At 34.9% G+C, this 20,122-nt stretch carries 12 protein-coding genes, 6 pseudogenes and 1 riboswitch; of the genes and pseudogenes, 9 read left to right on the plus strand and 9 right to left on the minus strand.

Translation table 11 applies throughout. The features are described 5' to 3' along the window. Positions 1–428: 428 nt before the first annotated feature. A complete protein-coding gene (locus MKY90_RS28590) occupies positions 429–878 on the minus strand; it encodes a MarR family winged helix-turn-helix transcriptional regulator (RefSeq protein WP_002090399.1) in 450 nt (149 codons plus the stop codon). A gap of 247 nt (positions 879–1,125) precedes the next feature. On the opposite strand from MKY90_RS28590, the gene MKY90_RS28595 reads away from it, so the two are divergent. Next, positions 1,126–2,400, plus strand: coding sequence for an alpha/beta hydrolase (locus MKY90_RS28595; RefSeq protein ID WP_341093550.1), 1,275 nt, complete (start codon positions 1,126–1,128; stop codon positions 2,398–2,400). Between the two features lie 163 nt (positions 2,401–2,563). Here the strand turns inward: MKY90_RS28595 and MKY90_RS28600 are convergent, their stop codons facing one another. Then, positions 2,564–3,436, minus strand: a complete 873-nt coding sequence (locus MKY90_RS28600; RefSeq protein ID WP_341093552.1) for a LysR family transcriptional regulator — start codon at positions 3,434–3,436, stop codon at positions 2,564–2,566. Between the two features lie 109 nt (positions 3,437–3,545). On the opposite strand from MKY90_RS28600, the gene MKY90_RS28605 reads away from it, so the two are divergent. Together MKY90_RS28605 and MKY90_RS28610 are read left to right on the plus strand one after the other, a co-directional pair. Further along, positions 3,546–3,965: a tautomerase family protein gene (locus MKY90_RS28605; RefSeq protein ID WP_012259795.1), complete on the plus strand. Its 420-nt coding sequence runs from the start codon at positions 3,546–3,548 to the stop codon at positions 3,963–3,965. Beyond that, positions 3,958–4,290, plus strand: coding sequence for a carboxymuconolactone decarboxylase family protein (locus MKY90_RS28610; RefSeq protein WP_012259796.1), 333 nt, complete (start codon positions 3,958–3,960; stop codon positions 4,288–4,290). Before MKY90_RS28605 ends, MKY90_RS28610 begins: the two co-directional genes overlap by 8 nt. 50 nt (positions 4,291–4,340) lie before the next feature. Here MKY90_RS28610 and MKY90_RS28615 read toward each other — a convergent pair. Continuing rightward, positions 4,341–4,505 (minus strand): annotated as a pseudogene (locus tag MKY90_RS28615) (IS4 family transposase); the annotation flags it as partial. A 341-nt stretch (positions 4,506–4,846) separates the two neighbouring features. Beyond that, a riboswitch (SAM riboswitch) is annotated at positions 4,847–4,954 on the plus strand. Positions 4,955–5,037: 83 nt separating this feature from the next. On the opposite strand from MKY90_RS28615, the gene mmuP reads away from it, so the two are divergent. The 4 genes and pseudogenes from mmuP to MKY90_RS28635 all read left to right on the plus strand — a co-directional run bounded on the left by mmuP (position 5,038) and on the right by MKY90_RS28635 (position 12,068). After that, the gene (gene mmuP / locus MKY90_RS28620) at positions 5,038–6,447 is read left to right on the plus strand and encodes an S-methylmethionine permease (RefSeq protein ID WP_002136377.1); all 1,410 of its coding nucleotides are present in this window, start codon (positions 5,038–5,040) and stop codon (positions 6,445–6,447) included. Beyond that, positions 6,422–7,399 carry a homocysteine S-methyltransferase gene (gene mmuM / locus MKY90_RS28625; protein ID WP_098168882.1) on the plus strand — a complete coding sequence of 326 codons (978 nt, stop codon included), beginning with the start codon at positions 6,422–6,424 and terminating at the stop codon, positions 7,397–7,399. Before mmuP ends, mmuM begins: the two co-directional genes overlap by 26 nt. Positions 7,400–8,515: 1,116 nt before the next feature. After that, a complete protein-coding gene (locus MKY90_RS28630) occupies positions 8,516–10,117 on the plus strand; it encodes an S-layer homology domain-containing protein (RefSeq protein WP_012259800.1) in 1,602 nt (533 codons plus the stop codon). Positions 10,118–10,868: 751 nt separating this feature from the next. Further along, positions 10,869–12,068: pseudogene (locus MKY90_RS28635) on the plus strand (S1C family serine protease). Positions 12,069–12,293: 225 nt separating this feature from the next. Here the strand turns inward: MKY90_RS28635 and MKY90_RS28640 are convergent. From MKY90_RS28640 to MKY90_RS28655, 4 genes and pseudogenes are all read right to left on the minus strand, one after another. Further along, positions 12,294–13,718, minus strand: a complete 1,425-nt coding sequence (locus MKY90_RS28640; protein ID WP_098168883.1) for a sensor histidine kinase — start codon at positions 13,716–13,718, stop codon at positions 12,294–12,296. Then, complete coding sequence (locus tag MKY90_RS28645) at positions 13,711–14,376, minus strand: response regulator transcription factor (protein ID WP_002090432.1); 666 nt, start codon at positions 14,374–14,376, stop codon at positions 13,711–13,713. Before MKY90_RS28645 ends, MKY90_RS28640 begins: the two co-directional genes overlap by 8 nt. A 227-nt stretch (positions 14,377–14,603) precedes the next feature. Further along, positions 14,604–15,014 (minus strand): annotated as a pseudogene (locus tag MKY90_RS28650) (DUF6998 domain-containing protein); the annotation flags it as partial. A gap of 19 nt (positions 15,015–15,033) precedes the next feature. Continuing rightward, positions 15,034–15,177, minus strand: a pseudogene (locus tag MKY90_RS28655) (IS6 family transposase); the annotation flags it as partial. Between the two features lie 1,734 nt (positions 15,178–16,911). Between MKY90_RS28655 and MKY90_RS28660 the strand changes: the two are divergent. Then, positions 16,912–17,421, plus strand: a pseudogene (locus MKY90_RS28660) (DUF6944 family repetitive protein). Positions 17,422–17,753: 332 nt separating this feature from the next. Here MKY90_RS28660 and MKY90_RS28665 read toward each other — a convergent pair. After that, positions 17,754–18,866: pseudogene (locus tag MKY90_RS28665) on the minus strand (RNA-guided endonuclease TnpB family protein). Positions 18,867–18,877: 11 nt separating this feature from the next. Then, positions 18,878–19,174, minus strand: a complete 297-nt coding sequence (tnpA, locus tag MKY90_RS28670) for an IS200/IS605 family transposase (RefSeq protein ID WP_098169173.1) — start codon at positions 19,172–19,174, stop codon at positions 18,878–18,880. A gap of 641 nt (positions 19,175–19,815) precedes the next feature. Between tnpA and MKY90_RS28675 the strand changes: the two genes are divergently transcribed. Beyond that, positions 19,816–20,013: a hypothetical protein gene (locus tag MKY90_RS28675; protein ID WP_002069589.1), complete on the plus strand. Its 198-nt coding sequence runs from the start codon at positions 19,816–19,818 to the stop codon at positions 20,011–20,013. Positions 20,014–20,122 lie beyond the last annotated feature (109 nt).

The following is a 20,122-nucleotide window of genomic DNA, read 5'->3' on the forward strand; positions in this document are numbered from 1 at the left end:
GATGCATGTCGGTTGGTGTAAGCCAAAATGTTTTTTACCATATACTTGTACAGATTGATCTTTGAAAACTGAAGATATGAGGTTGGTTGCAGAAAATTCGTTGCAATCGTAAAATTTTCAACGTCCTATCGTCCCGCGCTTGCCGAAATTGCGAAAATCAAGCTAAAGTAGGGAGCGTGGTGAGGCAACGTAAAAGACACTTCAGTTCCCACCATAGGAACTACGGACGGATCCTGCTAAGATAACTGGTGGATACACCGATGTTCACAGAAATCTCCCACTTCAAAAAGGCCGCAAAGTCGTTAAGTGGGAGTAGTTCAAAATCTTACAGTTATATTTGAGTATTCAGCCCATTTTTCAATTTTGCTGGTGATATATTGATGGCGATGGAGTTAGTTCTAAGAACCTAAGAAAGCTTTAGAATACTATTATAGTTGATCAAGCACATGAACTAGGCACCTAATTATTTCAGAAGATTTCTCGATTTGGTCTGCATCAAAATCTGAAAGGTTCGCATTAAGAATATGTTTTAGTTTTTCCTCCCTTTCTAAATGACAATTTAAACCACTAGGCGTAAGCCGGACTTTGACAACTCTCCGGTCGTTATTTGAACGAACACGCTCAACGTAGCCTGCTTGTTGTAATCCATTGATTAATTGAGTAATACCAGCGGCGGTAGTTTCTGCTCGATCAGCTAATTCTTTGACTGATAATTCGCCTTCTTCAGCTAATACTTTAAGAGTTCGAGCATGGACCATTGAAACTGCTCCTAATGTACGAGTAGCTCGCCCTCTTAAACGTCCATCGGCTGCAGTCAGACTATATATAGCCTGACTAAGTTCGTCTATTGCATTTATCTTATTTATAGAATTTGTCATAATATCACCATTTTCTTATTAACTAAGTACTTAATTATATGGAGTTAACATTAACATATGGAAAAGAGTAGAGTCAAATTAAGTATAGATTTGCTGTTCTTTTCCAAGCAATAGTATATCTACTTATTTTGAATCCTAAATAAAACGACTTAGTTTATAGACTTGACAAAAGTAGATAGTATACTTCATCATATTAATTAAGTACTTAATCATTAAGTACTTAATTATATTGTAAAGGATGATTATTATGACTCAACGTTCACAATCTCAAGGATGGGCTTTAGATATAGCTCTTGCACTTGGTGGGTTTGATGCTTTGCACCCTGAAGCAAAGGCAACTATGGAACAGTTAGGACACGACCACACTGATTTTGATAAAGTATTTTCTCAAGTAAAGAGTGGAGCAATGATACCAAAAGCATGGGCCACGGTTGCTGCTCAAGCTCAAGAACGAGCAAAACATTATGAACAAAAAGGATTTACAGTTACTGCCCGTGATTTGTATCAGCGAGCTGCTGTTATGTGGGGACGTGCTCAATATTCATATTTTAATGATGATCCACGAAAATTAGCGTTTCGAGAGCGTTGTAATGAATGTGTGGCAGCTATTTCGTCACTTGGAGGGGGAACGGTACAACGTATAGTATTAGAATTTGAAGGCAAACAGATATATGCACTACTTCATTTACCTTTAGGTGAAATTCGTAATGCACCAGCAGTAATATTAGGCCCAGGTATGGATATGATTAAGGAAGACTATATACAGATTGCGCAACGCTATTATACGTCTCGTGGTATCGTAGCTCTATCAATTGAAGGACCAGGTCAAGGTGAATCTGTATCAGGAGGTCTAAAAGTTGATTTGACTAATTACGAACGCGCCGTTAGTTGTTATATCGATTTTCTATCAAAACGACCTGAGGTTGATCCCAATCGGATTGGATTTTTTGGTATCAGTATGAGTGGGTATTGGGGGATGCGCGCTGCTGCGAGTGATAATCGTATAAACGCTATAGCGACCTTTGAAGGTGTATATGGCGAATTTGATACCATCTTCAACCGAGCACAGCCGAGTTTCAAAGCAAACTTTATGTACATGTCTGGCTACACTGATGAGGTTGCCTTTGAAAACGAGCTGAGTAGCCAGATGAACCTATGGAAATTGGCTCCAAAGATTACTTGTCCAGTCTTCATGGGTATAGGAGAATTTGATGAACTAACCCGTTTGGAAGAAGCATTAAGTCTTTATGAGCTTGTAGAAGCACCAAAGGAGCTGCGCGTCTACGAGAATGAATTCCATCCGCTTGGTGGAGTAGCTGCAGAAATTTTCCGTTTTGGTGCAGAATGGGTAGAACTTGCACTTGAAGGGAACTTTAAAAATGACTATGATGAACGTTATTACATGCATCGTGATGGCGGTGTCACTGAGGGGACTGCATTTCCAACTTATTGGCTTGGTGCTCAGCCGGCTGAAATTAAAGCACGTAAAAAATGTAACACATTAAACGCTTGTAAGAGTTAACAAATGTACACCGATTCAAAAAAAGATCTGCAGTAAGTAGCAGATCCTTTTTTGTTGTGTATCTATTATTTAATTGCTGTTTTAATTATTTTCCGGCTTTAAAAGCTGTTTTGAAAAATTAATCAAACAAATATAGATAATTATTAAGAGAAATCATTATTTATCACAATAACGATTCAATTAATTTCATAAGTCGTTGTTTTGTCTGGCTCAAATAATTTCTGTTTTTAGAAGAAATTAATAATCCTATAGGCATTTGGGGATCAAATCCTTTAACCTTAAATGATATATTACCTTTGTTTAAAATAGTTCCCTTAGGAATAATACCTATTGCATTTCCAAAAACCATTTGTGGAATAAGATGTAATGCACTACAATTGTAAATTCTTTTAAAAGATAAATTATTTTCTGATAAAAAGGTATTCACAGATTGATAATAATAACAACTATTCTCTCCAATTAAAATAGGATAATTAACGATATCGAATACTTCAATTGACTCTTTGTGTAATATTGGATGGTGAGGGTTATTGACAATAAATTCAATTTGTTCATTGTAAAGTGGAGTGAAGTTCATATTGGAACTATTTTTGTTGTTTCCGCAAACAGCAAAATCAATTTTATTTTGTTCTAATAGTTGTGATAAAAGTGCTGTATTCCCTACAACAAAATCACAATGTATATATGGTTTCTCATTGTCTAAATAGTTTAATATAGATGGCATTAACTTTTTTGCAACAGATTCTGTTAGTCCTATTCTTACTCTCCCTTTTTCCTCATTACTTATGCGCTGTGCTTGAGATATTGAATAATCCCAATGCATTAATAAGTTATCTACCTCCTTTGCAAATAAAGTACCTTCCTCTGTTAATCGCGCATCCCACCCTCGTTCAAATAGAAGGAAGCCAAGTTCATTCTCCAGCTTTTTTATATGTGTTGTTACAGTTGATTGAGCATAGTTTAATTTTTTTGCTGCCAGTGAAAAAGTACCTTCTTCGACAATCATCTTAAATGTATTTAACTCTTTTATTTCCATATTCACACCCCATCTTCATCAATTTTATTGATAATTATACGATATATTTTCAATTATATAAATCGAGGTAATGGAAGTAAAATAAGGTCATAAGAAAGGGAGTGAAAATATGCCGTTTGTTAATGTTTATTATCCAGATGGTCAATTGAATAAAGAAGAGCTAAAAACGGTAAGTAATAGTATTCATCATTCATTGATTGAACATTTTAAAATCCCAGAAAATGATTACTTTCAATTGTTTTTACCTTATCCTCCTAATCAATTTTATTACGATCCGCATTATCTCTTAGAAGGAGAGGAAAAGAGAACAGAAAAAATAATGCATGTTTCTATTACATGTGGGCCAGGAAGAACAATAAATCAGAAAAAGAGTTTGTATCAATCCATATCGAAAACTATTTCTAATCATTTAAACATCTCTACAACAGATATTTTTATTACATTAAACGAGACATCTGTTGAAAACTGGTCATTTGGTCAAGGTATAGCACAAATGGTTAATATAAGGGAGTGGAAAAATAGTGAATGATCGTATCGAGTCCAATATACGAAAGAAAATGAGAGATATGGCTCCCGATTTTGTTGATTATAGTGAAAACATATTATTCGAAAAAGTATGGAGAGATCCTATTTTAACATCCAGAGAAAGAAGTTTATGTACACTATCTGCTCTAATTAGTATCGGTAATACTGAGCAACTACCATTTCATCTACAATTAGCTGAAAAGAATGGAATTAACGAAACGGAAATTATTGCTTTGATAACACATATGGCCTTTTACGTTGGATGGCCTAAAGCGGCTGCAACGCTAAACATGATATTGAACAAAAATGAGAATACGGTATCTAAATAATCAATCTTCTATAAAAAACAAAAATGAAATCTGCTAGATAAGAAACTAGTTTGACTAATCCAAATGCAAATCGCAGCTAATTCTGATCCAGAAAACTTACGTTTTCGCTTTATAAATTCTATTTCTCTTGCAAGTTCTTCTAAGAATACAGGTGTAACATATCGTTGTAATTCTTCTGCAAATGGTAATAATTCATCTTGAATCGAGAGATTCATAAGAAAACATCATCCTTTCTAATTTAGCTTGTTTAGAAAGGATAACGTTTTTTGATATTGGAGGGTATTAAAATCTCCTGAGTTGATGGTTATGTATGGTGACCCCATAGCCAAAGAAGTAAGAAGATATTTAGAAGTGCATTAAATTTTGAGGAAGTGCTTGTGAACCGTATCATAAATAAATGAGGTTTTGTATGTTCGATTTTTAAATAATACCCAAGAAGGAGTGGGTTGCAGTTATAGTAATACTCTATTTTTGTATTTCTATAATAGATAATTTTTAAAAAAAACAGAATTATCTTGACAGTTATTGAATGGGTTGATAAGGTTATAAAAAATATTTCTTATCCAGAGAGGTGGAGGGACTGGCCTTATGAAACCTCAGCAACAGGTCTGCTTAAGTAGACACTGTGCTAATTCCAGCGGGTGATAACCCTGATAGATGAGAGCTTCCGTTTTTATTTGTCAGTAGCGCCCTCTTTTTTAGAGTGCGTTTTTGTTTTTTCTGGATAGTAACTAAAGGAGAGTAGAAATGGAGAACAAAAATGGGCGAGAATTTCAAAGGAAAATGCAAGCACGTCATTTAGTGATGCTATCACTTGGTGGGGTGATTGGAACTGGCTTATTCTTAAGCTCGGGTTACACTATTCAACAAGCTGGCCCGTTTGGAACAATTCTATCTTATCTGATTGGTGCGCTAGTGGTTTATCTAGTTATGCTATGTTTAGGAGAGCTTTCCGTACATATGCCTGAAACGGGCGCATTTCATAGTTATGCAGTTAAATACATTGGACCAGGTACAGGGTATACAGTAGCCTGGTTGTATTGGTTAACTTGGACTGTTGCTTTAGGTTCTGAATTTACGGCCGCAGGATTACTTATGAAGCGATGGTTTCCATCAGTTAATGTTTGGGTATGGAGTGCTCTTTTTGCCATTTTGATCTTTGTATTAAATGTCCTGACTGTTAAATTTTTCGCCGAATCCGAATTTTGGTTTTCATCGATAAAGGTTATAGCTATTGTGTTTTTTATTGTTTTAGGAGTAGCGGCAATGCTAGGGTTTCTTCCGATGACTCATTCAAAAGCAGCACCATTCTTTTCTAATTTTACAAGTGGAGGTTTATTTCCTCATGGTGCTACGGCCATTATGATGACCATGCTTGCGGTTAATTTTGCTTTTTCGGGAACAGAATTAATAGGCATTGCAGCTGGAGAAACAGCGAACCCGGAAAAAATGATACCGAAGGCCATTCGAATTACTCTGTGGAGATTAATCATCTTTTTTGTAGGAACGATTGTTGTTTTATCTGCGTTATTGCCTATTTCCGATGCAGGGGTATTAGAGAGCCCTTTTGTTGCAGTTCTAGAACGAATTGGGGTGCCATATTCAGCTGACATAATGAATTTCGTTATCTTAACAGCCATTTTATCTGCGGCAAACTCAGGCCTTTATGCCTCTTCTAGAATGCTTTGGTCGCTTGCTAATAAGAATACGATATCCCCGATTTTTGGGAAAATGACGAAGCAAGGTGTTCCAATCAACGCCGTCATTTTCAGCATGGTGGGTGGAGCGTTGGCTTTGCTCTCAAGTATTGTGGCACCGGATACTGTCTATATCGTACTTGTTTCCATTTCCGGTCTAGCAGTAGTTATAGTTTGGATGAGTATTAGTGCTTCCCAGTTCCTATTTCGCAGACAATTTTTGAAAGAAGGAAATTCTGAAAAGGACTTGATTTATCGCACACCACTATATCCATTAGTACCAATTGCTTCTTTTATCCTTTGTCTGGCATCGTGTATTGGAATTGCATTCGATCCAACACAGAGAATTGCCTTATATTGCGGCATACCGTTTATTTTATTTTGCTATGGAAGTTATTATCTAACAAAAAATCTAAAAAAGAGGGGCGTAGATTATGTCGAACAAAATCAACCCAATTGATGCTATTTTATCCCAACATTCCATTATGCTTCTTGACGGAGCATTAGCTACTGAATTGGAGGCGCATGGATGTAATTTGGACGATCCCCTTTGGTCGGCACGTGTGTTACTAGAAAATCCGGAACTAATCTATCAGGTTCATTCGGACTATTTTCGTGCTGGAGCGGACTGTGCCATAACAGCAAGCTATCAAGCTACTATTAGTGGTTTTTCCGCGCGTGGAATACAAGAACAGGAAGCTTTGGAATTAATTAAGAAAACGGTGTTACTTGCAAGAAGGGCAAGAGATGATTTTTGGAAGGAAAATACGCAAACGAATAGGCCTAAACCATTGGTTGTTGCATCAGTTGGACCGTACGGGGCTTACCTTGCAGATGGTTCAGAGTATGTAGGCAACTATGGTGTGACAGATAAAACATTAGCAGACTTTCACCGTTCGAGAATGTCTGCGTTAATCGAAGCAGGTGCAGATCTATTGGCATTTGAAACGATCCCTTCCCTGCAAGAAGCAAGAGTATTAGAAACATTATTGCGTGAATTTCCAGCAACATATGCGTGGCTTTCCTTTTCGCTAAAAAATGAGAAAGAGATTAGTGAAGGTATGAAACTCGTGGAGTGTGCACGAGTTTTTGAGAAAAGTGAACAAATTGTAGCGATAGGCATCAATTGTGCGCCAGTAACCGTTGTGACTGGTGCAATCCAAGAGTTGAGGGCAAACACCAAAAAACCGATTATTGTTTATCCAAACTCTGGTGAAACTTATAATCCAGAAACAAAAACATGGCATGGTCATGAACAATGTAACGCGTTGGATATTCAATCTGAAGAATGGTACCAAGCAGGTGCACGTTTAATAGGTGGATGCTGCAGAACGACACCTTATCACATTGAGGAGATATCGAACAAGTGGCGTTCTTCCGAGTTTTTCTATTCGAACGAAGCAAAACAGTAATGTAATGGATGATAATCTAACTTTGTGTGTATTTTCATGATTTTGCTTGTTCAGGAATCTACAGTTACGTCTAGTGGCACAAAATGTCTTTTCAGAGACACAAATGTGGATGGTAGCCTCGGGAATCCAGTGGACTTTTGGGTACCTTAGGTATGGAAAGGAATCAGGGAAAATAAAAACCGCTAGTTTAATAGATATGGTAGACAACACGCTGAATCTTTTAATGAAGATGTAGTTGATCCAATTGAAGGTGAAGGGGACCATTTATTCGTAATTAAAGTTAACGAAGAGGTTAATTTAGTTATTCAAAAAATAGTTCAATAACTATATGAAAATTTGTTGTAGTAGTAAATGTGGTCATATTGTTGTAAAAAAGGATAGATGTAACCAGGTATACTCTCCTGTTCATCTATCCTTTCCTTTTTACCTTATAAAATGTGTGACATTATATTCAATCGCATAAATATAGGATTTCATTACTATTTCCTTGACTTTTAATAAAACGATAGGGTTTATTTGGTATGCGTATTATTAAGAGTATGCTTCTATTTTAGGAATGCTTTACCCCACAAAATGAAAGTACACTTTATTTCCATTCTTAAGTTGATGGGTATCACCACATGTCTATCAAGCTAATATTTTAAAGTGTCTCCGAAATAAAAAATTTCTTCGTTTTGAGGAACTACCAAATTCTTATGTTGATAGATGTGGGGTAGCACCACATGCCCATCAAGCTAAGATTTTAAAGTACCCCCTAAATGGAAATTTTGTGTTATTATAGCACCGAAGTTTATTTTTATCGTTTTGGAGAACAACAGATTTTTTTAACTTGATAGCGATGTGATCATGCCCTTTTTTAGAGTCATACTATTAGTATATCCAAGATTAGGAGATTACTTGCAAGAGTCTTGGAAGTATTGCAACGGTGCTGTGTTATACTTCTAAAGTACTAACATTTCATGTAGGACTTATAGATGTCGGTATGACATATGAAATGTAAAATCAATCTGTTATTTTGAGGGTTCAGGCTATCGTTATTTAAACTAACATTCACACTAAAAGAAGTACAAGGAGGAAGGTATATCTATTAAAATAGTGAGGTATACCAAATTAGAAATGAACATTAGATTTAATAAAAAAGTAGTAGCATTCACGGCAGGATTAACGGTATTATCTTCACCATTGGTATCGTTTGCAGAGGAACAACAATTAGTAAACAATAAGCAACCTACAAACGTTCAGGAACAAAGTAAAACAACATCAGATGAACAGGCTTTAAAAAGTATTGAAGCTAGTTTTGAAGAGGTAGACGGACGTGGTGGAGGTACTGTCGACAATAAGAAAGTAGATAGTCTTCAACGTTCAGAAGGTATTCATGAAGAAACAGGTACACTAACTGTTCCTAACAATTCAAACAGAACAAAACGTAGTCTGTCTCCCATATCACCTAGCACCTCTAGTACAATAAATGGTGTTCCATTCACTGAATGGATTGTTCCAGCAGGTAACGATAATATTCGTCCTCAAAACTATATGAGTCCAAAGTACATTACAATTCATGAGACTGATAATACAAGTGTAGGAGCAGGTGCTAGAAACCACGCCCAATACCTATATAACCAAGCAGTAGGCAACACAGACCGAGCTGCATCGTGGCATTTTACAGTAGACGATAAAGAGATTTATCAACATCTACCATTAAACGAGAACGGATGGCACGCAGGAGACGGTGATGGTCCAGGTAATAGAGAATCTATTGCAATTGAAATCGCAGTTAACAGTGACGGTAATTATAGTAAAGCGGTAGATAATGCTAAGAAACTTGTAGCTTATTTAATGAAAGAAACTGGTGTACCGTTAAATAACATTGTAAAACACCAAAGATGGAGTGGTAAAATATGTCCTGCTAATATGATTAATAATGGACAATGGGATGCATTCGTAAATGGTGTTGGTGGGTATTATAATAATCTTTATCAACCAAAAGATGACATTACTGGAGGTTGGTATGAAGAAGCTATACGAGAGTTAAATAGAAGGGGTATTATGATAGGGGAAGGAAACGGAGTTTTCGCACCTAATAGAGCGATAACAAGAGCCGAATTTGCTCAATTAATCTCTAAATCTCTAAACCTGCCAGCTGGAGATGCTTCATTTAAAGACCTAAACGATGCAAACTCAACTTTACGAGATGGTATTAAACGTGCTGCAAGTGCAGGTATTATTCTAGGTAGAGGTGATGGTTATTTTGACCCAAACACACCTATTACAAGAGAAGAATCAGCAATTATTGTAAACAAGGCTTTACAGTATAAAGGTATATGGGGACCAGTTGTAAACCTACCATTCTCAGACAAAGACCAAATTAGCTATAAAGAAGACGTACAAAGATTGTATGGCCTAGGTATTGTAAGAGGTAAGGGTGACAATCAATACGACCCTAAAGGAACAACAACTCGTGGTGAAACAGCAACATTCATTCTAAATATGCTACAAGTAATTGAAAATGGTAGTGTTGAAAAGGTAATTGGAACGGCTCAAATTAATGGTATTGGGGTAAATGTTCGAAGCGGATCAGGTACAAACTATTCTATTGTTAGAAAGACAAGTAAAGGCGAAAAAGTTACAGTATATGAAGAAAAGAATGGTTGGCTAAGAATTGGAACAGGTCAGTGGATTTATTATGACTCTAGTTATATCGACTATAACAGATTATAAAAGACTAAATAGTTAAAAGAACAGGTCATATTTGGATATATAACTTAATCTCAGGTTGTGGAGAAAGTCTTCTTCACAACCTGTTTTTGTGTCTGGCCCCCTCTTTACCTACCAATACTGATAAAAAGAGGAAAAGGAGAGATTCATTATGATGGGTTGCATCGAAAAATCACCGTGTATACAATTTAAACACTAATGTTTTTCTAATAATTAAGTAGGGATCACCGTACATGCCTATCCAACTCATATTTTGAAATACCTCAAAACGAAAAAATGGGCTTTTTTGTTACAAGTTAGCACAAAATTTCGTTCTGGGGGTACTATAAAATTTTAGCTTGATAGCGATGGGGTATCACCACATTAACTTAAAAAATTTATAACGCCCCTAAAACAAAAAATTGACATTTTCATCTGGAAATGTCAATTTTCTCGTTTGGGGGTATTTGCTTTTCTTATCTTGATAGCGATGTGGTGCTACACCATGCTGCCCATCAACTTAAGAATGGAAACAAAATGTACTTTCATTTTGTGGGGGTAAAGCATTCCTAAAATATAAGCATACTTTTAATCATACGCATACCAAATAAACCCTAACGGGTTTCATTTTTTTAGATATTTTGAAGCTTTTGCACCAGAACTAGATTTACAACTCTTGATAAACTACTGATTATCTCCATGTACACTCCAGATTTAGGGCTTATAGTGAAAATATTAAGTTGGGAATATCCAGGTGACATAAAAGGAGAAAGGAGTGTTTATAATGGGACACTATGATACAAAACAAACAAGAAAGAACAAAAGTAGAGACGGTAAAAAAACTGGTTATTTTTTTATTGGAATAATTGGTGCAATGATCGGGTCAATTACTATTGGCTTGACCACTCTATATATAGATGAGATCAAAGGAAGTACAGGTCAATCCGCTAAAAATAACGAGGTGAATCAGGTTACTCCTATCTCGCACAAACCAGAAGGTGTGAATAGTCTTCAAAATATGATTGAAGATGCAAAAGAAGTTGTAGTAGGTGTCATTAACTATAAACAAAATGCAGATTCATTTAATACGCAAGACCAATCAGAAGAAGCTGGTTCGGGATCAGGGGTCATATATATATAAAACGGCAATAAGGCTTTCATTGTTACAAATAATCATGTGATAGACGTTGCGAATAAAGTAGAAGTGAAATTGAATAACGGTAAAAAGGTTCCCGCTAAAGTAGTAGGGACAGATTCATTATTAGATTTAGCGGTATTAGAAATTGACGGAACTGATGTAAAAAGAGTCGCAACACTTGGAGACTCAGATAAAAATCGTACAGGGGAAACGGTAATAGCTATTGGGAATCCATTGGGGCTAGAAGGAAGTGTAACAAAGGGGATTATTAGTAGCAAAGAACGAGAAATACCTGTTAGTACACTTGGAAATCAACAAGTGGATTGGCAAGCACAGGTAATTCAAACAGATGCAGCTATTAATCCTGGGAATAGCGGAGGAGCTTTGTTTAATGAACAGGGTGAAGTCATTGGAATTAATTCGAGTAAAATTGCACAACAAGCAGTTGAAGGAATTGGATTTGCAATCCCAATTAATATAGCCAAAACAACCCTAGGGTTTCTTGAGAAAGATGGAACAGTTAAACGTCCAATGATGGGTGTACAGTTATTAGATGTAGAGAAAATGACAGATTCTGCACGTAATCAATTAAAATTACCAAAAGAGATATCAAATGGTGCAGTATTGGGAAATATCTCAAACCAATCACCAGCAGAAAAAGGAGGATTACAGCAGCATGATGTTGTGATTGCATTGGATGAACAAAAAATAGAAAACGTTGTTCAATTCCGCAAGTATTTATATGAAAAGAAAAAATCGGGGGATACAATTAAAGTGACAGTTTACCGCAATGGTGAAAAAATAACAAAAATGGTGAAATTAACAGAGCAAAAGTAGTCTGATTTTGAACAGATCACTCCTGTAAATTGATTTAACTTTTTTTGATCATATACACACAAATTCAATTCTAGTTCAAACTATTTTAGGCTCATCTGGAACTGGTAAAGTCAAAACCTTTAGCTTGGTTTGTAGGTTGGATACATCTAATATTGGGTAAGTATTGTATAAGGGTATTTTAAAAAGCAATAATAAACAACCTCCCCAATTGTTAGGGGAGGTTGTTTATTGTTCAGATATTGGAATACTAACAACAAATTGTACACCTTGTTCTACATTATTAATACAGTACTCTATACCTAGTGCTTCAAAAATTTGTTTTACAATATATAATCCTAAGCCACTCCCACCAGTATTTCGATTTCTTGACTTTTCAATTCGATAAAATGGTTCAAAGACATGTTGTATATCATTTTCTTTAATTTGTACACCTGTATTGATAATTTGAATTAAGATACATTTTTGTTTTGAGTCCTGAGTTAGCTGTATATATACATTCTCGCTATTCGGAGAATACATAATTGCATTATGAATAATATTTTTACAGGCTTTTTCTAAAAGAGCCCGATCTGTATAGACAGAAAGGTTAGAATCAATCTGTTTTATGATTTGAATGTCTTTTTGAGAAGCAAAAAAACTGAGATCTTTTGTGATTATATCCATTAACTCGGAGAGATTTATTTCTTTTAATTGTAGTTTAAATGTATGTTGTTCTAATTTAGACATACTTAAAATCTCACGAACTAGATCTTCCATCTTTTCGATAATTTGGTGGTTTTTCTTTAAGTATTGGTCACGATCTTGATAAGGACCAATATTATATATCATCCCCTCTAAGTATCCTTTCATAATAGTGAGAGGGGTTTTTAATTCATGTGATACAGTTGCAAAAAATTCTCTGCGTTTTGTTTCTATTTCTCTTTCTTTTTCAATATCACTTTTTAATTGCTGATTTGCTTTTTGTAAATCAAACATAGTTTGTTGTAAATTAATGGACATATCATTCAAGCTATTAGATAGTTCCCCTAATTCATCCATAGAACGAATCTCAATTTTTTCGGAAAAGTCTAAGTCCGCCATTTTTTGTGCCCCTCGATTAATATAAATGAGTGGCTTTGTAATGAACCTTGAAAATAAATAAGCACTTCCTATCCCAATAACAACTACAATAATACTGATATAGGGAAGGAAACGTACCAAAACTTTGGAAGCCTCATCAATAGGTTGAAATGTTGCGTATACTATGACGGTTTGGTTACCATCCTGAAATGGAATATCATATGATTTGTTCAGGCTATTTGAACCCCCTATTCGTGCTGCTTGAGTAACACTTCCTTGAATAAATGTATAAGGAGTAGAATAAACGTTTACTCTTTCGTAATCTGGAAATCTGAGTATTGCATTATTTTTTTGCATATACTCCTCAAAAAGCGGTTGTGCATTTTGAAAAGTAAGATTCTTAGATTTATCAATTATTTCTTCCATTCCGTTTTCAAGCTGCTCTGTTTTATATTGTTCATAAAATGTAGGAAGAAAAAAGTATAAAGTTAAATAAATCATGACTGCAAAGGCTAACAAAATGAGGGATGTAGTCATAAAAAGTTTATAAGTAATTCGCTTCATTTTCATGATTTTTACGATCCTATTCATCGATTTTATAACCAATGCCTTTTATTGTTTTAATGTATGGGATATCTAATTTTTTTCGTATGTTTTTCATATGTGTATCAATTATTCGTGATTCTCCAATATAATCGTATCCCCAAACTTTTTCTACGATGCTTTCTCTTGGGAGTACTCTTTTCTCATTTTGAAGTAGTAGTTGCAGAATTTCGAATTCTTTCGTTGTTAAGGAGATTTCAACTTCATTTACATATACTTTATAGGCGTCGACATCGACACGCAATTCTTTAAAGACGAAATGATTATCTAAGCTTTTATCATTGCTTCTTCTTAGTACTGCTTCGACTCGTCTAATCAAAACATGAAAAGAGAATGGTTTTGTAATATAATCATCGATTCCAAGATCAAATCCTTTCATTTGATCTTGTTCTTCTTCTAACGCAGTCAGCATAATAACTGGCACATTTGATTGACTTCGAATCATTTTCGCAACTTCAAATCCGTTAAGGTTTGGCATCATCACATCCAAAAGAATCAAATCAAAGGATTGCTTATTAAATTGTATCATTCCTTCTAATCCATCTGATGCAACTTCAACTGTATACTGTTGTGTCAATAAAAATTGTTTAATTAATTCCTGAATTTCTTGGTCGTCTTCTATTACAAGAATATGATGGTTGATCATTATATCACCTCTAGTAGCCATTATAACTTTACTATCTGGAGTTTGTATGGAGAATTACTAGAAAACAATATAAAGACTTCACAGGAAAACTATATATATTTCAAATCAGCTCCAGATTTAAGAGATATTATGTATACATAACACTTAAGAAAGAAGGAGGTAAGCAAAATGTCACTTGAAACAGACATAATTCTTTCTTTATTAGATATAAAATTGTGGATGATCTATCATTTTAAAGAACTTATATTGACCTCATAATTATTCCCATATGGTCTAAGCGATGGAATTTCTTCCTTTGGCCCGTAAAATAATAGTTTCAAATCATCATCTTTGTACTGAACTACGAAGAAATCATCGAATTGGTAGAATGTATTTTGATTGATCGTGATAAAACCTTTTCCTTGGGCAGTTGTTTTAACACTTATTCTTCTCCCATCTTTGATGACATCATATCCATGCTGATTAGTCACTTTGGATAGCTCGTCATTCGTATAAAGAACACAAAAGAATTCACCTAGACGACCTATAAGATGTCTTAATTCGGTTGCTTTCCATCCAAGGACATTTATTTCATATGGTAAAACTTCAAAATATGATTCATATAACTTTTGGATTTGCGAGATTCCTATAGCACTTTTACCATTGTAAGGAATAAGTTATCCATTGACCTTTTACTTTGATATATGTTTCATCGACTCTCCAAGAGTTATTTGTTTGTTTGAGGTGACGACGGATTCGTTTGTCCAATTCAGGACCATACTGATGAACCCAACGCATAATCGTTGTATGAAAAATAAATAAAAGAATCCGTTAGTCATAAACGGATTCTTTCCACAAGATTCACAAGGAATACAAGGTAACTGGTCCAGAGAAACCTATGAAATTCCATGTGATATTACTATATGTAAAGTGGATAAAACGGTTAATGGAAATTAAACAAAATTCTTATTTAACAACAAATAAAAAGAGCACATTTTTATATGCACTCTTAGTAAGATAGGTGAATGTCTCATGAGATATAAAAAATTCAAAAAATCGTAATCAGATTTTCATGAGTGAATTTTTTATATTGTATTTGTTACTTGGAGTTATTGAGCCTGTCACTATAAAAATAAAGAGCGCTTTTTAAGGCGCCCTATGACCAAGACTCATATCGAAAAGCCTATCATGATTAATGTATGTGCAGTTTTTTAATAAAATCCTTATTTGAACGTAAAAAGCCCTAGAGGGGACTAGGGTCTTTTACATAATAAATTTTTCTGTTTTTAAAAGGACTTACTGAAGATAACACATGAATGTTTCATAAATGTATCAAAAAAATGAACAAAATCTTTATTTCATAACAAGCGAAAAAGAGCACACATATAAGTATGCTCTTTGACAAGAAAGGTAGATTTCTATGAGTGGAAAGTCTCCATACAATAACATATGCTTGTCCAGTTAAAAGGCGAAAAAATTTAACAAAATCGTTATTTAGTAGCAAATGAAAAGAGCACACTAATAAGTATGCTCCTTGAAAGGTAGATTGCTATGCTTGGAAGGTCTCCATACAATAACATATGCTTGTCTAGTTTAAGTGTGAAAGGCTTTTAACCAAAAAGCTATTTAAATAAAAGAAACCCCGTTTGTCTGCGGGGATTCTAAGGGCAATCGTCAAGTAATGACGTACTCGACTAATTAACCATATCATGAATTTTTTGGTAAAAATAGTGGTAAATGTGTCCAAATGAATGGGGCATCATTTTGAACAAAAACACTATTTGATTTCAAATGAAAAACAGCTAGCAAAAGCTAACTGCTCAGTCTTGAAGGAAGTCTCGATTAGTAAGGTTACACACAAGAGATTTCCGGCTGTTTAACAGCCTATCTGTAGTATTGACGGAATATTAAGTTTTATTCAGGGGAGATTATATTTTACAAATTAGATTATGATAGTCGATATTCTCCATATTGACCAGAAAAGAACCAAAAATTCTATTGAAATTCCAAGTCTTCTTTTCCTAGTTTTTTGAAATTTTTTTATTAAATAGCCAACAGCACTAATTGCTATAAGAATGAAAAGAATAAGTTCTAGTGTAACTGGCATTTGATCTACTCCTAATCTTTTAATTTAATTCAGTATATAACGATTATAAGATATTTTTGTGGTTAGTGGTGAAAAATTAAACAAAACCATCTCTTTACGAAAAAAGGTCCTGTTGTCTCCAACAGAACCTCTCCTAAAATGGAAAAGAGTAACTCTTACCTTACTCTTTGTTCATATACTACAGGAGTTTTAATGAAAATCCAAGGATCCTTATATTGAGAAATAAAGAAGAATCATTCTAAAGAATCTTATATTTGTTATAAATATAAGAGCAGTTAGCAAAAACTAACTGCTCATCTCCAAGGGGGAACAAGGAGAAAAATCTAATGTCATCTATATTATTGACGTAATATTTAGTTTTATTCAAGGGGAGAGAAGTAGGATATTAACATGGATATGCGCAAATTCATATCCTGTAAGTAATAAATTAATGACGGGGTAGATTGAGAATGGATGATCCGATTAAGGAGATAGTTGGCGCTTGGTTTGTTGCAGTAGGGACAATTATTGCTGCGATTGGGAGTACACCTTTAAAAAGATTGAACAGCGAATTAAGAAAAGACTTGAACATATGGGGGAATGTATTACAGGCAACGGGGAACGGTCTGGAAGCTGATGGACAAGGAGAAATATCCCTTGAATTGATTGGTAACGAAATCCAATCAATTGGTAATGTAACGGTTCTAACAGGACTCATTATAGAATTTGAAGATGAAACACAAAAAAAATTAGTAATTGCAGGGAATTGGATACAAGCATTAGGTGGTGTTACATCAATAGGTGGGATATAGGAATTGAAAGCTAGTCGGGATAAAGTGGAGGAAATTTCGGAAGGTGATGAGGAGGATGGACAACTTATAGTGATTACGGGGAGTTGGGTCCAAGCAGTCGGTTCAGTAGTTTCATTAATTGGTCAAATAAGAGAAGAAAGCCAAGAGATAGAAGAAAATAATTCATAGAGAACTTAATAAAATAATCCTTTTATTAGAAAGTGAGATTAGCAGTTGATTAAAAAGAAAAAGACTAAACCTCTTAAAAATAAACAAAAAGTGAAAGTACAGAAAAAGAGGAAACCGAAGATTAAGAGCAAGCCAATCACGATTGATGGTATATAGTTTGATTCTAAAACTGAGTCGGAGTATTACATGTACGTGAACTACCCGCCACTTAACGTCCTAACGGACTGTTTGAAGTGGGGGCTTCTCGGTTAGTCGTTACTTTTGATAGCTAACGAATTCGTCCTAAGACAGCCGAGCTAACTCCCTTGTTCCAAAGGTTATTTTATTGCTATTTACGCTAACACTAATAGACGTATTGCTTCATTTTTGATATTGATAGCTGCGTTATAATCTCTATCGAGATTTACACCGCATATACAAGAATATACTCGTTCAGACAATGACATGTTTTTTACATTTCCACAACTGCTACATGTTTTTGGGGAAGGAAACCATTTGTCTATTTTCATAAGTTGTTTTCCTTGTTCGTATAGTTTATAAGCTAAAAAAGAAGTGAACATTCCTCAACTATTGTCAGCGACACTTTTTCCAAAATGAAGTGCTTGCGACATTCCTTTCATGTTTAGATCTTCAATAGCTACAACATCAAAATGAGTAGCCAACTCTTTAGACTCATGATGAAGGAAATTCTTACGTTGGTTAGCTACTTTCTCATGTAACTTAGCTACACGAATACGTTGTTTATTCCAACGCTCAGACCCTTTATTGCGTCTTGCTAATACTCGTTGTGCCTTTGCTAATCGGTCTAACATGTTACGATAGAACTTAGGATAATTGGCTTTCTCACCCTCAGAACTAACATATAATCCATCCATCGCAAAGTCTAATCCAACAACTGTTTCTACTTCTTTTTGTACAACCTCTTTTTCGTATTCAGTCAAGATGGACACATAGTATTTACCAGTAGGTGTCATAGAAATCGTACATGACTTGATCATATAATCTTGTGGTATCTCTCTATGCTGTTTGATACGTACCATTTTCAGTTTTGGCAATTTGATATGACCATTAAGCAACATAATATTTCCGTTTACTACATTCGTTGTATAAGACTTTCTGTCTTTTTTACTTTTGAATGTTGGGAAGTCATTTTGACCACTAAAGAAATTCTTATAGGCAGTTTGCAAGTGTAGTTGAGCATTTGCCAAAGCTAATGAATCAACTTCTTTTAACCACTCAAATTCTGCTTTATATTTCGCAGGAGTTGGAAGCTTTTGTTTCTTTAGTTGTTCCTTATCATCTTTGTATTTTTCGTACGCTTCTTTCCGTTCAGCTAACATTCTGTTATACACGAAACGTACACAACCGAAGGTTTTACGCATAAGATATGCTTGTTCTTCTGTTGGATACAAACGGAATTTATATGCTTTATTATGCTTTGTCATATCATTTCACCTCACTTTTCAATATATTTCTTTACTACATCTATTGGAGAACCACCAGTAGTTAGTAAGCAAAAACTTCTTGACCAAAACAACTCTTTCCAAAGTTTCTTTTTCACTTGTGGAAAGTCTCTCTTGATTATTCGAGAACTTGCACTCTTATAAGCATTGATGAATTTTGTCATTTCTGTATTCGGATGTGCCTTGAACAAAATATGAACATCATCAAACACATTTCTTCTGTATTTTACGACCAACACAAGATGATAATACAACAAGAACACTGAATGATTATTGCTGTATAATTTCATTGATATACCAACCTTTGTACTTTATAAGACTGATTATATCAGAGGCAAAATAAAAAGCAAAGCCTTTTGGCTACGCCAAACCGAAATTCATCTCCCACCTACCGCTGGGCTACGCCCTTCACGCGCTTGAGGAAGGAGAATTCTTTCAAGGAATTCGTTAAAACTAGATCGGCACCAATTGGATATGATGGTTTGATTGAATGAACTGCATGTCATAAAAGAAGGAAAGTCTAAATTATATTAGTAATTGCTACCGACAATCACTGATATAAGTCAGGCTGTTCTTCTTAAACGATTAACCGAGCAGAGAGCTTCCGCTCTTTGTTTGAGCCAATACAGCTGAACATTCCCCTCAGTTTTATGTGTTGGTTCAAACAAGGCATAGGAAGAAACATATGCGTTTGGATATAAATCTTTTATAATTCGACATTGGCGAAAATGACATTAAGTAGCCGACTCTACGGAGTATAAACGAGAAGACTGAGAGTATCTAGAATAGCAGAGGCTTGAAGAGATACTTATTGCCATTTGTTCTCTCTCTTCCCCTTCAGGAGCTGTCACTTCGGTGATGGCTTTTTGTTTTGTAGGATATTCTTCTTTTCTGTCGAATAGATAGATTGGGAGAGGTGGGGAATAAGTAAATGAAAAAATTTATAATAAGCATAGAAGCAGTCGATGGTAAACAACACGAATTTGAAATTGAGTATAAAAAGACAGTAACAGTTGCTGCTATAGAAAATTCTATACAAGCAAGAGAAGCTAGATTCTTCAGATTTGGAGATCGTATGGTTAATTTGGACAATGTATTCTCTTTAGTGGTAAAAGAGAAGAAGGATTAAATACAAAAAAAGCATCCAAAAAGGGTGCTTTTTTCTTTGTTATATAGAAATTACACATTAACCATTAAGCATATTAGGGAATATCGAGCATAGAATGATGACACACCAC

Source organism: Bacillus sp. FSL P2-0099 (assembly GCF_038007445.1).
GTDB classification, from domain to species: domain Bacteria; phylum Bacillota; class Bacilli; order Bacillales; family Bacillaceae_G; genus Bacillus_A; species Bacillus_A mycoides.

Bases quoted from the DNA above. Each gene is read 5' to 3' on its own strand.
- tnpA (WP_098169173.1), bottom strand. From the start codon at position 19,174: ATGAAATTATACAGCAATAATCATTCAGTGTTCTTGTTGTATTATCAT.
- MKY90_RS28630 (WP_012259800.1), top strand. From the start codon at position 8,516: ATGAACATTAGATTTAATAAAAAAGTAGTAGCATTCACGGCAGGATTA.
- MKY90_RS28605 (WP_012259795.1), top strand. From the start codon at position 3,546: ATGCCGTTTGTTAATGTTTATTATCCAGATGGTCAATTGAATAAAGAA.
- MKY90_RS28590 (WP_002090399.1), bottom strand. From the start codon at position 878: ATGACAAATTCTATAAATAAGATAAATGCAATAGACGAACTTAGTCAG.
- MKY90_RS28675 (WP_002069589.1), top strand. From the start codon at position 19,816: ATGAAAAAATTTATAATAAGCATAGAAGCAGTCGATGGTAAACAACAC.
- MKY90_RS28600 (WP_341093552.1), bottom strand. From the start codon at position 3,436: ATGGAAATAAAAGAGTTAAATACATTTAAGATGATTGTCGAAGAAGGT.
- MKY90_RS28645 (WP_002090432.1), bottom strand. From the start codon at position 14,376: ATGATCAACCATCATATTCTTGTAATAGAAGACGACCAAGAAATTCAG.
- mmuP (WP_002136377.1), top strand. From the start codon at position 5,038: ATGGAGAACAAAAATGGGCGAGAATTTCAAAGGAAAATGCAAGCACGT.
- MKY90_RS28640 (WP_098168883.1), bottom strand. From the start codon at position 13,718: ATGAATAGGATCGTAAAAATCATGAAAATGAAGCGAATTACTTATAAA.
- mmuM (WP_098168882.1), top strand. From the start codon at position 6,422: ATGTCGAACAAAATCAACCCAATTGATGCTATTTTATCCCAACATTCC.
- MKY90_RS28595 (WP_341093550.1), top strand. From the start codon at position 1,126: ATGACTCAACGTTCACAATCTCAAGGATGGGCTTTAGATATAGCTCTT.